The sequence below is a fragment of the Micromonospora sp. NPDC004704 genome, from assembly GCF_053601675.1.
The window spans coordinates 11,931-27,683 of the sequence record NZ_JBSGCD010000017.1; the positions used below are offsets into that span (position 1 = coordinate 11,931).

General features: G+C 67.1%; 9 protein-coding genes. All 9 read right to left on the bottom strand.

Annotated features, from left to right (window positions below; all coding sequences use genetic code 11):
• Nucleotides 1–6: 6 nt before the first annotated feature.
• The 9 genes from ACWEFB_RS22590 to ACWEFB_RS22630 all read right to left on the bottom strand — a co-directional run bounded on the left by ACWEFB_RS22590 (nucleotide 7) and on the right by ACWEFB_RS22630 (nucleotide 15,503).
• Nucleotides 7–2,337 carry a beta-L-arabinofuranosidase domain-containing protein gene (locus tag ACWEFB_RS22590; RefSeq protein ID WP_452288301.1) on the bottom strand — a complete coding sequence of 777 codons (2,331 nt, stop codon included), beginning with the start codon at nucleotides 2,335–2,337 and terminating at the stop codon, nucleotides 7–9.
• 298 nt (nucleotides 2,338–2,635) lie between these two features.
• Complete coding sequence (locus ACWEFB_RS22595) at nucleotides 2,636–3,730, bottom strand: COG1470 family protein (RefSeq protein ID WP_452288303.1); 1,095 nt, start codon at nucleotides 3,728–3,730, stop codon at nucleotides 2,636–2,638.
• Nucleotides 3,731–3,787: 57 nt separating this feature from the next.
• Nucleotides 3,788–4,420 carry a twin-arginine translocation signal domain-containing protein gene (locus ACWEFB_RS22600; protein ID WP_452288305.1) on the bottom strand — a complete coding sequence of 211 codons (633 nt, stop codon included), beginning with the start codon at nucleotides 4,418–4,420 and terminating at the stop codon, nucleotides 3,788–3,790.
• A 44-nt stretch (nucleotides 4,421–4,464) separates the two neighbouring features.
• The gene (locus tag ACWEFB_RS22605; RefSeq protein WP_452288307.1) at nucleotides 4,465–6,849 is read right to left on the bottom strand and encodes a family 43 glycosylhydrolase; all 2,385 of its coding nucleotides are present in this window, start codon (nucleotides 6,847–6,849) and stop codon (nucleotides 4,465–4,467) included.
• A gap of 831 nt (nucleotides 6,850–7,680) precedes the next feature.
• Complete coding sequence (gene mmsB / locus ACWEFB_RS22610; RefSeq protein ID WP_452288309.1) at nucleotides 7,681–8,931, bottom strand: multiple monosaccharide ABC transporter permease; 1,251 nt, start codon at nucleotides 8,929–8,931, stop codon at nucleotides 7,681–7,683.
• Nucleotides 8,928–10,466 carry a multiple monosaccharide ABC transporter ATP-binding protein gene (gene mmsA / locus ACWEFB_RS22615; protein ID WP_452288311.1) on the bottom strand — a complete coding sequence of 513 codons (1,539 nt, stop codon included), beginning with the start codon at nucleotides 10,464–10,466 and terminating at the stop codon, nucleotides 8,928–8,930. Before mmsA ends, mmsB begins: the two co-directional genes overlap by 4 nt.
• A 79-nt stretch (nucleotides 10,467–10,545) precedes the next feature.
• Nucleotides 10,546–11,688: a multiple monosaccharide ABC transporter substrate-binding protein gene (gene chvE / locus ACWEFB_RS22620; protein ID WP_452288313.1), complete on the bottom strand. Its 1,143-nt coding sequence runs from the start codon at nucleotides 11,686–11,688 to the stop codon at nucleotides 10,546–10,548.
• A gap of 325 nt (nucleotides 11,689–12,013) precedes the next feature.
• Entirely contained in the window at nucleotides 12,014–13,000 is a 987-nt protein-coding gene (locus ACWEFB_RS22625; RefSeq protein ID WP_326559315.1) for a LacI family DNA-binding transcriptional regulator, read from the bottom strand.
• Between the two features lie 409 nt (nucleotides 13,001–13,409).
• The gene (locus ACWEFB_RS22630; RefSeq protein ID WP_452288316.1) at nucleotides 13,410–15,503 is read right to left on the bottom strand and encodes an RICIN domain-containing protein; all 2,094 of its coding nucleotides are present in this window, start codon (nucleotides 15,501–15,503) and stop codon (nucleotides 13,410–13,412) included.
• Between the last annotated feature and the right edge of the window lie 250 nt (nucleotides 15,504–15,753).

Sequence of the window (15,753 nt, forward strand, 5' to 3'; positions counted from 1 at the left end):
CAGACCTCAGCTGACGCGCTGGAGGCGCCAGCGGTTGTCGGAGCTGGCATTGTCGGCGTCCTGCACGACCTGCGCACCCCAGGCGGTGTTCCCATTGAGGACGCCGAGAACCTTGCCACTGTTGACGTTGCGGATCTTGTGAGTGCCGTCGCCGTTGTCAGTCAGCGTCCAACGATGGTCGGCGGTACCGTTGTCCGACCACTGCAACACCAGGGCGTTGTCGGCGGTCGACATGTTCTCCACGCCGAGCACCTTTCCGCTGTTGACGTTTTTGAAGCGAACAGCATTGCCGTCGGCCACCATGACCCACTGGTGGTCGGCGGTCCCGGTGTCTCCCCACATCACGGCCAGACCGCCGTCGGCGGTGGACATGCCCTGCACTCCGAGCACCAGGCCGCTCGCCGCGTTGACCAGTTTGTAGGTGTTGCCGGTGCCGCCACCCGAGCCGGTGTTCCAGTAGACGGTGTAGTTGAAACCATGCGCGTCGCGGAACGGCACGAGGTTGACGGTGGACCCGTTCGCGGTCGCGGTGAACGTCAGCGCGCTCGCGCTGGTTCGGGTGATCGAGGAGACTGTCAGCGCGGGTAGCGAACCGACGGTGGAATTGCCGTAGTTGCCACAGAGCACCTCCGGGCCATAGGTGATCGCCTGGACGTTGGCATTGTCGTTCGCCGCCTGCATGATGACGCGCATGGGGAGACGTACGGTGATCGTGTCACCTGCGGCCCAGGTCCGGGTGATCGTGGCATAGCTACCCGTCGCCACACTCTGCACCTGACCGTTGACGCTGATCGTCGCGCCGTTGGTCCACGCGGGAATCCGCACCCGGATGCTCCACGATCCGCTCATCGTGCCGCCGAGCGTCAGGGTCGTCGTGTCGCTGGCCGGATAGGCGGTGCTCTGCGTGACCGTGATGCCCCGTTGCGACCAGGTCAACACCGACGGCACGAACAGGTTCACCGTCAGCGTGGTGCCGTTGTGGAAGTAGATGGAGTCCATCAGCTTCGTGTTCGTCTCGATACCGGCACCCTGGCAGCACCAGAACGTGGTGTAGTCGGTGCTCCAGGTGCCACCACCCCAGGCCGGACCCACACCCCGGCGACCGCCGGGGTTCAGCGGCGTGAAGTAGGTGATGTGACCGTGGCTGTCGGCCGGGTTCTGTGCGCCGACCAGATGGTTGACCAGCGCCCGCTCGTAGTAGTCGAAGTAGGTCGACTGGGTCGGGTCGAGCAGCCACAGCTCACGGGTCAGCTTCAGCATGTTGTAGGTGTTGCACTGTTCGCAGGCGTCGCTGCTGAGGTATCCCGCGATGGCGTTCGGCGGACGGAAGTGCTCGGCCTGACTGTTGCCACCGATGACGTACGTGTGCGCGTTGACGGTGAAGTTCCACGCGTTGCGGGCGATGTCACGGTAGCGGGTGGTACCGGTGGCCTTGTACTCGCGCGCGGCACCCACCCACTTGGGCACCTGGGTGTTCGCGTGCAGCCCGCTGAGCTGGTCCTGGTTGTTGGCGAGCGGGTTGAACACCGCGGCATGGTCGAACCGCTGTGCGGCGGTGAGCCAGCGGGCGTCGCCGGTCTGCTGATAGATGTCGGTCAGCGCGGCGTTCATTCCGCCGAACTCGGTGCCCAGCATCGCCTGCATCTGACTCGAGGTCAGCCGCGCGGTACGGGTGTCGACCCAGGCGGCGAGCGCCAGCAACACCGTACGCGCCTGGGTGTTTCCGACGTACCGCCACACGTCGAGCAACCCTGCCAGCGTCTTGTGGATGCAGTAGTAGGGAACGTTGCCGTTGTTCAGGGTGCGCGCCTCAAGGGCGGTGAAGTCGGACTCCGGGAAGCCGGAGAGATAGCCCGCGCCGAACCCGGCGGCTCCGTTGTTCGCCTGGCACCTGGCCATCTCGGCGACCATGTAGTTGGCCTTGTCCCGGCACGTCGTGTCACCGAGCACCGCATATGCCTGGGCCCATGCGGTCAGGAAGTGCCCCTGCATGTGGGTCCGGAACGGGAACGTGGGCGCGTCCCAGCCGCCGGTCGCAACCGCGCCGTTGGTCGACAACCGGTGGTTGGCCCGAAAGTTGTAGAGCAACCGCTCCACGTCCACGAATCGCAGGTAGTTCAACGTGCGGGTCTGGTTGTCCAGGAACCGCCCGGCGGTGAGCCGAACCTGACCCAGCGCAAACGGGTACGCCGAGACCCCGATGTCCGCGCGGGCCGGCGGGAGTTCGGCGGCCATCGCCGGGAACGAGCCAAGGAGTTCGGCACCGGTCGCCGAGGCCAGCACACCGCCGGCCGCGGCGCCCAGTACGTGACGCCGGCTTAGGCGCAGGGATGACATGAATCCTCCAGAGTGCTTCGCCGGGGACGGGTGGGACGGAGCGGAGACAAACGCCGAACCCTGCCTCACGATCCTCACAAAAGTGAGCGCTAACATGTGTCATACATGTTACGTCTGGTCGCCCTGACATTCAAGAGAGTCAGTACGATACACCTCTTCACGAAGGTGATCCCGCTGGCCAGGAGCGGCTTTGCATCCGCACATCAAGCGGATCCGGCGCACCGGCAGAACCTGGCATCCCGCGAGGCCGACAACACCCTTATTATCGTTAACATCCCAGGATCCATGCCTTCGGAGGTCACCGCGTACCCGGTTGCCGGCGAGCGTCGCCCTGGCCGGGTTCACCACCGGAGGGTGAACCCGCGACGAGCACGGACTCCCGACCCTCCTGCCGGCCCTCCTCCCGAGCGCGGGCGACCAGCCCGGCCAGCCGCCGCCGGTGGTGCCAGGCTGTGGCCCGCAGGCCGAGGAGCAGCGCGGCGAACAGGATCAGCAACGCGAGCTGTGCCCACGGTAGGGCCCAGGTGGTGACGCTGGCGGAAACCTGCCGGAGGTCTGCGTCGGCCTGGTCGTCGCCGAGCAGGGTCGGGGTCGTGGTGACGGTTGTTCGTAGGCGTCCCAGCGCCCAGACGCCGTCAACGCGGATTTTGGCCTCCCGGCTGCCGCCCGGAAGCAGTTCCTCGACGTCACCGGTGGCGTCGTGGCTGGTCAGGCCGAGGATGTCGGAGACCGCTACCCGGCTCCTTCCGGTGACCCAGGCGTTGCCGTCGTTCGTCACGGTGTAGCGGACCCGAACCGTGCCGCCCGCGAAGGGATTCCACGATGGGGTGTAGGTGGCACTGAGGGTCTGGACGGGCAGGGCCGCCTGAACGGTGCCGTTGACCCGCACCATGACGCGGAATCCGACTCGACTCTCGACGTTGACCGTACCTCCGGTGCTTGTGACGGTCGCGGCGATGCCGGCCGGGTGGTCACCCGGCGTGGCACTCCGGGGCACGGTGATGGTGAACGGGACCACCTTCGTCTCGTTGGCGCCGACGGTGACCTTCCCCTGCACGTCGATCCAGGTGCCACCGTCGACCGAGGGGCGGTCGGACGGCAGCATGTTGAAGCGGCCCTTGTCGGTGAGGTAGGCGTCGGCGGCCTTCAGCGCGAAGACGACGGCGGTACGGCTGAAGTTTCGTACCGCCAGGTGTTCGGTCACGACCTCTCCCGGGTCGAGGCTGGTGTTGATCCACCGCCGCTCGTCCGGCCCGCTCGGGGTGGCCGGCTGGACCGTCCAGGTCAAGGCCTTCGGGTCCGGTTGGGCCACCGCCACAGTCGGCGCGGTGGCGATCGTGAGGATCGCGGCGGCGAGGATGGTGAGCGCCCGGCGCAGCGGGGTGACGGTCATGACGGCGGCCCTTCGACCCAGGCCGGCGGGGGCCTGGTCCAGGCCCCCGCCGAGCCACTACTCGAACAGGGAGAGCGTGAGCGTGGAGCTGTACTCACCGGCGGCGACGTCCGCCGGGGTGCGCAGGTACAGGTCGGCGTTGACGGAGTACGAGTCGCTGGCTACCGCCTCGGAGTCGAAGGCCGAGACCAGCAGTTCCTGGTCGACCAGGCCGACATTGTTGCCGGGCAGGGTCTCCTCGTCGAGGACGGTCACGACCTCTTCGCCCTCGGTGACCAGACCGGTGTCACCGCCGTCGAGCAGGCGCGGCTTCCAGCCGAAGTGTTCGGCGCTGATCGGATCCTGGCCGGAACCGCCGTCGAAGTCGGTGGCGCTGCCGAGCACGGCCCAGCTCGCGCCGTCGGGCACCTCGTCGGCGACGCGGGTGTCGGTGACCCTCACGGTCGGCAGCGTGCCGACGAACTGACGAACCAGCAGGGTCGAGCCGTCCTGGGCCAACGCGACGGCGTCACCGGCGATCGACAGGGCGAGCACCCCCGGTTCCCTGATCTCGGCGATGTCGACCGTCACCCGCACGCCGGCGTCGTCGCCGGGCTCGGCGTCGGCGGGCGACGGCAGCACCGCAGCCCCGGCCAGAGCGGCACCGACGGCGCAGGCCGCGAGCACCTGCCGTCGTTTACCTGTGTTCATGTGATCTCCGTTGTCATCGTTGGTTGACAGGGGACGTGGTGGGCCTATTCGCCGCAGGTGATGGCGGGATGCTGCACGGTGCGTACGGTCGTCACGTCGCTGCCGCCGAGCGCCCCGGTCACCCGGACCGTGACCGACCCGGCCGACACGGACGCGGCACGCGTGTTGAACGACTGGTACACGTTCGACCCCGGCGCCACACCCTCGAACGACCGCTCCCCGTACGGGGTCTCCAGACCGATCCCGACCGAGCCGTCATGATCGTTGCGAGCCTGCACCGCCACGTACGCCCTGCCACCCAGGCACCGTGCCTGCGCGGTGACCGTGACGGGCAGTTCGGGCTGGCCCGTCGCGGCTTCGAAGGCCCAGGAGTCGATCTCGAAGAGGTCGACGCCGGTTGGGCCGGCGAAAGTGAAGTAGACGTCGTGCACGCCGCTCACGCCGTCGAGCTCGGCGGTCACCTCGGCCCATTCGCCGGACAGTGTGTCGACCGGAATCGTGCCGACCACGGGGCCGGTGAGCTGGTCCAGCCGTACCTCGATACGCGCGCCGGCCGCGAGCGCTCGCACCTTTGCCGTCACGCTGCGGGCGCCGTTGTCGCCGAAGTCCACCGACGACAGTGCGGTCCAGTCGCCGTTGTCGATGTCGCGTACCACCAGGTTCGGCGCCGCGGCGCCGAACTGAGCGGAGCCGCCGTCGACCTTCCGGGTCGAGACACCCTTGCTCCAGCCGAAGGTCTCGGCCTCGAAGACACGGTACGGGTCGAAGTTCCGGACCTGGTTGACGCCGGCATAGGTGCCGACGACCTGCTGGATCGTGCCATCCGGGTTGAAGGTCAGCTCTTGGATGTGCGGGCTGCGGTACCCCTGGGTGGTGTTCCCGTTGATGCGTTTGTTCAGCGTCGGAGCATGGTAGGTGAAGTAGTATTTGCCTTCGAACTCGAACACCGACTGGTGGTTGTTGCCACCGGTGCCGGCGCCGAAGAACTGTGACTGGTTCGGGAACAGCACGCCGGCATAGGTCTCCTTCGGCCAGGACATCGGATCGTCGGAAATCATGTACCCGATCTGGCCGCCGCCGGGGTAGCCGGGAAGCGGCGTCTGCGGGCCGCCGAAGTCGTTCCCGCCGAAGTGCGAGGAGTACGAGAAGTAGTACCTGCCCTCGCGCTTGAAGACGTGGCCCGCCTCGAAGGCGACGGGAGCGTCGACCACCGCGGCCGATGCCTCGGTCGAGACCATGTTGTCGCCGAGTTCGATCGCCCGGATGTTCTTCGGGTTGTTGAAGCGCTCGGCCGGCGGCATGCTCGTCGACGCGGGACCACCGCCGAAGTAGAGGTACGGCTGGCCGTCGTCATCGACGAAGGGAGCCGGGTCGAACTTCCACGCGACATCCTCGGCACCGGGAGTACTGCCGTTGATCAGCGTGCTCGTACGCTCGCTGATCCACGGACCGAGCGGCGACCCACCCGTGATCACGTTGCTGGAGCCGCCGCCGTTGGCGTAGTAGAGGAAGAACTTCTCCTCTCCGTTCACCACCTTCTTGGTCATACCGGGCGCCCACGAGTTGCCGGTGAACGGCGCCACCCCGTTCGGGCCCGCGACCTGAATCTCGCCGTGATCCGTCCAGTTCACCAGGTCCGCGGAGGAAATCACCGTGATCTGGTTGATGTCGCCGTAGTTGATGCCCGGCGAGACGCCGGTGACGGGGTCGGGAGCGTAGCCCTGGGTGTCATTGGTCAGGTACATGTACACCCGGCCGTCGTGCACGAAGCCGAATCCATCGGCACCGAACTTGTGCCCGATCAACGGGTTGTGTTCCCCCGGCAGCTTGCCGACGACCTCGATCGTCTTCGACGGCGCCGCCGGTGGCGCGGCGCCGACCACCGAGACGTCATCGAGCTTGAAATCCATGAGGTGCAGGTTCGGATCCGAGGACGGCGTGCTCGTCCACGGCGTCTCGAAGAACAGCCGCGCCGTCGAGACGTTCTGCGTCGCCGGAATCGTGAACGTTCCGTTGAACTGCGCCCACTGGCCCTTTGTCGCGACCACGCTGACGAGGTTGGTGTAGGTGGCAGCGCCGTAGTGCATCGTGGCGAAGAACTGCTTGGTCGCCGGCCCGCTCGGGTTCTCGTACTTGATGCGGGCCGTCAGCACGTAGGTCTGCCCCGCCTGCACCTTCCCGCTCAGGTCCTGCATCGGACCGGATCCGGTCGTGGTCCGGCTGGCGACGAGCGCGGCGCCCTGACCGGAGTAGGCATCCGAGGTCACCGACAGTTGGCCGCCGTCGGCGGAGTTCCCGTTGTTGACGAACCAGTTGGCCAGGCCCCCCTCGAACCCGCCGTTGACAATGAGATTCGTGTCGGCGGCGTGGACGGGTGCCGTTCTGGCGAAGATTCCTGCGGCCAGGACCATGCCGACCGTCGCGATCACCGCGATCCCTCCTCGGGTCGCCCGTCGCATGTGTTGTTCCACGAGACATCCTCCTTCATCTCTGACTGGGTCATCGGTGTACGGGAGACCGTTGGGTACGTGCCCTCGGGCGCCTTCGATGCGGGTCGGCCGCCGTCACCGGCTCAACCAGGCAGTGGCGACCGGTGAATTGAGGACTGTCGGGGTTATCCGCCGCAGGTGATGGCGGGATGCTGCACAGTGCGTACGGTCGTCACGTCGCTGCCTCCGACCGCCCCGGTCACCCGGACCGTCACCGACCCCGCCGGCTCGGACGCGGCGCGGGTGTTGAACGACTGGTACACGTTCGACCCCGCAGGTCCAGCCTCGAACCGTTGGGGGCGATCTCGGCCTCGGTCGGGTCGGTTGTGTCCAGCCCGAGCGTCGCGCCGAACTGGCCGGCCCACGACGCGACCGATCCGGCTTCGCACCCGGAGCTGGCACCGAGATCGACGCCCACCGTTGCGAGCGTGCGCAGTGGGCCGGGCCGGCGAGCGTAAACCGTGGCGCCGATCCGTGCCATCACGGTCACGACACATTGAAGCGCGACATTGGGGCTGTTCAACGATGATCTGCGGTGGGGCCTGGGGACATGCGAGCGGATCGACACAGCCAAGGCGAGCTCCAAACGCGAGAGCGGCGTGAAGGCCATCTTGTTATCGCTAACAATGCCTGTCAAGAGCATCTATGCAACGTGCCCGAAGTATCCCCGTAACACCGCGTACCCATCCACCGGCGACGACGCGCGTTTCCCCACCCGCCGGTGTCGCCAGGGAACACGGTCGCGCGGTCGCGGTGCAGGCGGCTCCAGCGTCAGCTGGCCGAGCCGGCTCGGCGTTTGTTGTAGACGTCGAAGGCCACGGCGACGAGCAGGACGAGCCCCTTCACCACCGACTGCGTCGACTGGTCGACGCCCATCAGCTGCATACCGTTGCTCATCACCGCCATGATCAGACCGCCGACCATCGCGCCCACGACGGTGCCCACTCCCCCGGTGACCGCCGCGCCACCGATGAAGGCGGCGGCGATCGCGTCGAGCTCGAACATGTTGCCGGCTGCGGGCTGGGCACCGTTGGACCGCGACGAGTAGATGACACCGGCCACCGCCGCCAGGAAACCCATGTTGACGAACATCCAGAAGTTGACGGTGCGGACCTTCACTCCCGACAGCGCCGCCGCGGACAGGTTGCCGCCGATCGCGTAGACCTGACGACCGAAGACCGTACGACGAGTGAGTAGGCCGTACACCAGCACGAGGACCGCCAGGACGATCAGTACGATCGGCAACCCACGGGCGTGCGCCAACTGCCAGGCGAAGTACATGAGGACCGCCCCGACCACCGCCACCCGGGCAACGAACAGCGGAAACGACTCGACGGGCTGCTGGTAGCGGATGCGCGCGACCCGGGTACGGAAACCGCTCACCGCGTACCCGGCCACGGCTACGACGCCGATCAGCAGTGTGAAGGCGTCGTAGCCCTGCCCGCCGAGCAGTCCGTTGAGGAATCCCGCCGCGACCCGCTGGTACTCGGCCGGGAACGGCGACAGCGAGATGTTGTCGAGCACCCGCAGGGTCAGACCACGGAACAGCAACATTCCGGCCAGGGTCACGATGAAGGCCGGGATGCCGGCGTACGCCACCCAGAACCCGTGCCAGGCGCCGACCAGTACGCCGACCGCCAGCGCGGCCAGAATGCCGACCCACCACGGAAGGCCCTGCTGGATCACCAGGACGGCGGAGACCGCCCCGGTCAGCGCCACGACCGACCCGACCGACAGGTCTATATGCCCACCGATGATCAGGATGACCATCCCGATCGCGAGCACCAGGATGTACGAGTACTGCAGGACGATGTTGGTGATGTTCCCCGGGCTCAGCGACACCCCGTCGGTCAGGATCGCGAAAAACGCCACGATGACGACCAGGGCGACGTAGATCCCGCTCTGCCGCAGGTTGTTCAGCACCAAGGCCCGCAGGTCGCTCGTCCCGGTGTGCAGCGCGGCGGCCGGCGCGCCGTCCGGAGGCGTCGGACGCTCCGTCGAGGAGGTCTTGATGCTGGTCATCCGACGAACTCCTTGTCCTTGGTCATCAGACCCATGAGGCTTTCCTGGGTTGCCTCGCCCACCGGTTTCTCGCCCGTGATCCGGCCTGCGGCGAGGGTGTAGATGCGGTCGCACATCCCGAGGAGCTCCGGCAGCTCGGAGGAGATGATGATCACCGCCTTGCCGTCGGCGACCAGTCGATTGATGATCTGGTAGATCTCGTACTTGGCCCCGACGTCGATTCCGCGCGTCGGTTCGTCCAGGATCAGCACATCCGGGTTGGTGAAAAGCCACTTCGACAAGACGACCTTCTGCTGGTTGCCGCCGGAGAGCTTGCCGACCACCGTCATCACGCTGGGCGCCTTGATGTTCATCTCCCGCCGACTCGCCTCGGCGACCTTGATCTCCTCGTTGCCGTTGACCCAGCCCAGGCGGGACAGCCGGTCCAGGGCGGCGGCGGAGACGTTGCGGCAGACGTCGTCGATGAGGTTCAGTCCGAACCGCTTGCGATCCTCGGTGACGTAGGCGATGCCGTTGCCGATCGCCTCTGCGACGGTACGGGCACCGACTTCGCGCCCGTGCATGAACAACCGGCCTGCGATGTCACGGCCGTACGATCGGCCGAAGACGCTCATCGCCAGCTCCGTCCGCCCGGCCCCCATCAGCCCCGCTATCCCGACGACCTCACCGGCGCGAACGGACAGACCTACGCCCTCGACGACCAGCCGGTCCCGGGTCGGGTGCCGCACCGTCCAGTCCTCGATCCGCAGCACCTCCTCGCCGGGCGACGACACACGGTCCGGGTAGAAGCTGTCCAGATCGCGCCCGACCATGCCCCGAATGATCCGCTGCTGGCTCACGTCGTCGGCTCGCATGTCGAGGGTCTCCACGGCGCGCCCGTCCCGGATGACCGTGGTCGAGTCGGCGATCGCGGTGATCTCGTTGAGCTTGTGGGAGATCATGATGCAGGTGATCCCCCGGCCCTTGAGCTGCCGCAGCAGGCCGAGCAGGTGAGCCGAGTCGACGTCGTTGAGAGCGGCGGTCGGCTCGTCCAGGATGAGCAGGCGCACCTTCTTCGACAGCGCCTTCGCAATCTCCACCAACTGCTGCTTGCCCACGCCGAGCTGGATGACCGGGGTGACGGGGTTTTCGTCCAGCCCGACGGACGCCAGCAGCACCGCCGCCTCGGCGTTGGCCCGGTTCCAGTCGATGAGCCCACTTCGGCCACGACGCTCGTTGCCGAGAAAGAGGTTCTCGGCGATCGACAGATGGGGCACCAGGGCGAGTTCCTGATGGATGATGACGACGCCGTTGGCCTCGCTGTCCCGGATGCCGCGAAACCGCATCGGTTCGCCGTCGAACAGGATCTCGCCGTCGTACGAGCCCGCGGGGTGAACACCGGACAGCACCTTCATCAGGGTGGACTTGCCGGCGCCGTTCTCGCCGCAGATGGCGTGGATCTCTCCCCGGCGCACGGCGAGGGTGACGTCGTCCAGCGCGGTCACCCCGGGGAAGGTCTTCGAGATGCGACGCATCTCGAGGATGGTGTCGTCCATGGTCACTGTCCTCTGTCCGGTTGGACGCGGTACGCGACGCCGTCGGACTCGGTCATCGTCGCCGAGCCCGACGGATGGCTTACTTCTTGGCCTGACCCGCGGCGACCTCTTCCGCCGTCCAGTAGCCCGAATCGATCAGGGTGGCCTTGATGTCGTCCTTGTAGACGGTGGCGATCGGCAGCAGGTACGCCGGGACGACCTTGACGCCGTTGTTGTACGTCTGCGTGTCGTTGGCCTGTGGCTGTTTGTCCTGAAGGAACGCCTCGGCGGCGAGCATGGCCTGGTCGGCCAGCAGACGCGTGTCCTTGAAGACGGTGGAACTCTGTACGCCGTCGTTGATCAGCTTGACCGAGGCGATCTCCGCGTCCTGGCCGGTCACCACCGGGATCTTCTTACCCGCGGCGCCGTAGCCGGCGTTCTGTAGGGCGGTGATGATGCCGCGGGAAATGCCGTCGTACGGCGACAGGACCCCGTCGACCCGCGCGCCGTCGTTGTAGCTGGAGGTGAGCAGGTCCTCCATCCGCGTTTGCGCGGTTCCCTGCTGCCAGCGCAGGATGGCCACCTGCTCGACAGCGGTCTGGCCCGACTTCACCCGTAGCGTGCCGGCCTCGACGAACGGCTTCAGCGTGTCCATCGCGCCGCCGAAGAAGTACTGGGTGTTGTTGTCGTCGAGCGAGCCGGCGAAGAGTTCGACGTTCAGCGGGCCCTGGGCCGTACCCTTCGCGCCATCCCTGGTTTGCAGGCCGAGGCCGACCAGCAGCGCGGTGGCCTGGGCGACGCCCACCTTGTAGTTGTCGAAGCTGACGTAGAAGTCGACGTTCTTGCTGCCGCGGATCAGCCGGTCGTAGGAGATGACGGGAATCTTCGCGTCGGCGGCGGCCTGCAACTGTCCGCTGAGCGACGTGCCGTCGATCGCCGCGATGATCAGGACGTCCGCGCCCTGGGTGATCATCTGGTCGACCTGCTGCGACTGGGTGGGGATGTCGTCGCCGGCGTACTGGAGGTCGACCTTGTAGCCCTTTGCCTCCAGCTTCGACTTCACCGCGTTGCCGTCCGCGATCCACCGCTCCGAGGTCTGCGTCGGCATCGAGACGCCGATGGTCAGGTCGCCGGGCTTGTCCCCGCCGGTGTCACCGCCGCCGCCCGCACCCTCGCCACTGCACGCTGCCAGGCTCATCGCCAGCACGGCGCTGCCGAGAGCAACCAGGAACCTTTTGCCCATGAGTTTCTCCTTTTTGACCTCTCCGCCGACTGCCGGGCCGACTGTCGCCTTCCGGGTAGCGTTAGCGCTCACAAAGTGAACGTCAACACTTGTTCCGAAATACCGGTGTCACGGTCTCGTAACGGAGGTGTCCCGACGAGCAGTGCGCGGGACTGCTACTCGACCTCGGACCGGACGCGGAAAGCCGCTCACCACCGTCGATGTGGGCCCCAGCCGGTGCCGTCGGCGTCGGTGACCCACCGCCGCCTGGCCGACCGGCAGTTGGCGGCGACGCGGGGGCCGGTCGAGGACGCGAACGTCGGTGCCGGGCTCCGGCCGCCTGCGATCAGCGACGCGGTGGGGCGACGCTGTCCCGGGAGACCAGGGCCGGGGCGATGGTCTGGCGCAACGCACCGCCGGTGCCCGATTCGATCTGCGCCAGCAGCATCTGCAGACTCGCCCGCGCGACCGCGCCGAAGTCCGGCCGGACGGTGGTCAGCGGCGGGATGAAGTACGCGGCCTCCGGCACGTCGTCGAAGCCGACCACGCTGATCTCGTCCGGCACCCGCCGGCCGAACTCGTGCAACGCCCGCAGCACGCCGAGCGCGAGATGGTCGTTGGCGGTGAAAACCGCGGTGACCTCCGGCATCCGCGCCAGCATCTGCCCACACCGGTAACCCGAGGCCGCGGACCAGTCCCCCGGCAGCAGCGGCGGTGGATCCACCCCGGCAGCCAGCAGCGCCGCCCGCCAGCCGTCGATCCGGCCGACACTGTCGAACCAGTCGGACGGCCCTGAGACGTGCCAGACACTGCGATGCCCGGCGTCGAGCAGGTGCTGGGTCGCCGCTCGGGCACCCGCCACCTGATCGACCGTCACCAACGGCACCGGCCGACTCGGGTCACCGTCGACCGTGACCAGCGGAACATCCTTGGGCAGGCGCTCCAGCGCCTCACCCGCCGACTCGACCGGCGCGATGACCACGATGCCCGCGACCCGGTGCGACAGGTGCCGCTCGACGGCGGCCGAGATGGAACGATGGTCGAGGCTCTGCACGCTGCCCATACTGACCGCGAAACCCTCCGCCGCAGCGGTCTGCTCCAACGCGGCCAGCAACGACGCCGGACCGTAGAGCGTCGTGTTCTGCGCGACCACGCCGATGACCTGCGATCGGCCGGTCACCAGGGCACGTGCCGCGCCGTTGGGACGGTAGCCGAGCTGGGCGATTGCCGCTCGCACCCGCAGCCGGGTCTGCTCACGGACGTTGGGGTGCCCGTTGAGCACCCGCGACACCGTCTGATGTGAGACACCGGCCAGACGAGCAACGTCCGTCATGGCAGGACCGTGGACGGCCATTTCGCTCCCCCCACCACATCGCCGGCCCGCGGCCCGTCGACGTCGACTGGAGCGGTTCGGCCCGATCCTCCTCGCTCGGTCACCACGCCGGTGCGCAATCCCAGGTGACCAGCGCTGGATGGCCTGCAGTCTACGTCAGCCAACGACTCGGACGCGGTACCGCTTTGTCGGATCGGCGAAACAAGGGCACGGTCGCACGGAGCGATCACCGCGCGCCGGGTACGCAGACGACCGCGTGCGCCCCGCGCACCGTGGCCTGCTCCACACTCCCGTGGACGGAGCGTGGAGCAGGCCGGCGACAGACACGACGCGGCGGCACACCGGCACTCGCCCGGCAGGCACGGGGTTCTCCGCGCCAGCGATCAAATCAATCGCTGCTCACGTGGTGTCATGGGGTTGTCAGACTGAACCGGCGTACGGTGACCGCGCCACCGAGCGACTGGGTGGCGTGGTTGAACATCGCGAATCGGTAGCCCATGAAAAACTGCCAGTTGTTGGCCAGGGTCAGGGAATTGCCAAGTGAGGTGAAGGTGACTCCGTCCGTGCTGTAGGAAAAGCTTGCTTGTCGGCCGGCGCCGGGTCTGATGTCGGCGTTGGCGCGCAGCCAGATCCGGCCACCGGAGACGGCGGCGCCGGCCACCTCGGTACCGGTGCTGGTGGTGTTCCAGTTGCTGTCCATCGTTAGGCCGTTCTGCATGACCAGTCGGGTGGTGCCGTTGTTACGACGGACTCCGATCCAGGCCGACGAGTTACGCAGCACCGCCAGCCCGGCGCGGTCACCATCGCGCATGGTGGAGTAGTCGAGTTCGATGGTGGCGGTGGAACTGGGGCCCTGGATGCGATGGGTCAGCGTGTTACGTGCGGCGTACAGGTCGCCGGTGACGGTGGCGGTCTGCAGGCGCAGTCCGTCGTTGACCGACCATTTGGTGTTGTCCGGGTTGTGGTTCCATTCCCACTGCGGGCCGAGAGTGGTGCCGGCGAAAGTGTCGGTGCCGGTCAGTGGCTTCACCACCCGAGGCGGTGCGGGCAGGTTCGGTGCGGGGTAGGAACTACCCCAGGCGCCGTTGACCGTCTGCACCACGGGCCAGCCATCGCCGGTCCAGGTGATCGGCGCCAGAGCCGGCATCCGGCCGCCCGGATAGGCGTCCACGAAGGCCATGTAGTACCAGTCGCCGTTCTGGGTCTGCACCAGCCCACCCTGATGTGGCACACCGCCGCCGGAGATCGGCCCCGGCATGTCGAGCAGCACCTGGCGCATCTCGTACGGGCCGAAGGGGCCGTTGGTCGACTTCAGGACGTACTGCCCGTTTGCCGGTCGGGTGAGCCAGATGTAGTAGTTGCCCCCGCGCTTGTAGAAACGCGCTCCCTCCAGAGTTCCGACGCTCGACGGAGTGGTGAACACCTGCTGGGCACGGACCTGGCTACGCCCGTCGGCGGAGAGCTGCGCCACGCTGATCGTGCCGTTTCCGTACGCCACGTACATGGTGTCGTTGTCGTCGATCAACATTCCGGCGTCGTAATAGCAGTTGTTGATGGTGGTGTGCCGGTTCCACGCGCCGTCGACGGCGGTCGCGGTGTAGATGTGGGTCTGCACGAAGTCAATGCACCCCGCCCAGTAGAACGTCCGGTTGCTCGGACGGTAATTCAACGTCGAGGCCCAGATTCCGTCGACGTACGCCCGGCTGCCGTTCAGGTCGTACTTCGACCCGAAGTCGAGCCGGGGCACGGAGTGACCGGCGAACTCCCAGTTCACCAGGTCGTACGAGCGCAGCACCGGTGCGCCCGGCGAGTAGTGCATGGTGGACGCCGACATGTAGTAGGTGTTGTCCACCCGGATGATGTCGACGTCGGCGAAGTCCTGCCACACGACCGGATTCGAGTACGGGGTGTTTCCGGGATTGCCGCTGCCGACGGGTACGAGCTGCCATTGCTGGTTGTTGCCGCCCCAGTCGTCGTACTGCACCACGTTCGCGCCGTCGGCGGTCGACGCGCCCTGCACCTCCACCGCCCTGTTGCTGTTCCGATTGATCAGGCGGACGTAGCCGCCGGCAGAGTCCGCCAACCGGAACTGCTGGTTGGTCCCGTTGCCGTCGGCCCACTGCACCACCGCCGCGCCGTTCGCGGTGGAAAAGTTGTAAATATCGAGCACCTTGCCCGAATGACGCGACTTCAACCGGTAGTAGCCCCCACCGGAGTCCACGAACTGCCACTGCTGCCACGCGCCGTCGTTACGCGCCCACTGGGTGATCCGCGCACCGTCGGTCGTCGCCCGGTTGTAGACGTCCAGCGCCTTACCGCTGTTGCGGTTCACCAACACGTACCAGGCATTGGTGTCGACCGTCGCGGCCGAGGCGGGTGTCGGGGCGACGGCCGCCACCGCTCCGCCCACCACCGTCGCAACCGCTGCCGCGGCGACCCGCGACAACCACCCACGCCGCCGCGTTGGTGGCGCTACCCGGGGAACCCGATCGATGGCAACCATGATCCTCCTCTGACGACGCGAACCGAACGGTCTGAGTCGGTGTCCACCGCACCGGGCGGCGGCGCGAGGCTGGCGAAGCATGCCCTTTGTGATCGCTAACATCATCCATCGCACTCCGCCACACTCTGCTGTCGCGCACGAGGAGAGACATGACCACGGGTGAACCAGCCACGAATATCGACCGTCTCAGATATAGACTGTGAGCGATAACACGCTCGTAGTCAAGACGTAACACAAGCGGTCCACAGTC

What these genes read in the sequence shown, in the direction of transcription:
- ACWEFB_RS22590 (WP_452288301.1), bottom strand. Translation starts at nt 2,337, where the DNA reads ATGTCATCCCTGCGCCTAAGCCGGCGTCACGTACTGGGCGCCGCGGCC.
- ACWEFB_RS22595 (WP_452288303.1), bottom strand. Translation starts at nt 3,730, where the DNA reads ATGACCGTCACCCCGCTGCGCCGGGCGCTCACCATCCTCGCCGCCGCG.
- ACWEFB_RS22600 (WP_452288305.1), bottom strand. Translation starts at nt 4,420, where the DNA reads ATGAACACAGGTAAACGACGGCAGGTGCTCGCGGCCTGCGCCGTCGGT.
- mmsB (WP_452288309.1), bottom strand. Translation starts at nt 8,931, where the DNA reads ATGACCAGCATCAAGACCTCCTCGACGGAGCGTCCGACGCCTCCGGAC.
- mmsA (WP_452288311.1), bottom strand. Translation starts at nt 10,466, where the DNA reads ATGGACGACACCATCCTCGAGATGCGTCGCATCTCGAAGACCTTCCCC.
- chvE (WP_452288313.1), bottom strand. Translation starts at nt 11,688, where the DNA reads ATGGGCAAAAGGTTCCTGGTTGCTCTCGGCAGCGCCGTGCTGGCGATG.
- ACWEFB_RS22625 (WP_326559315.1), bottom strand. Translation starts at nt 13,000, where the DNA reads ATGACGGACGTTGCTCGTCTGGCCGGTGTCTCACATCAGACGGTGTCG.
- ACWEFB_RS22630 (WP_452288316.1), bottom strand. Translation starts at nt 15,503, where the DNA reads ATGGTTGCCATCGATCGGGTTCCCCGGGTAGCGCCACCAACGCGGCGG.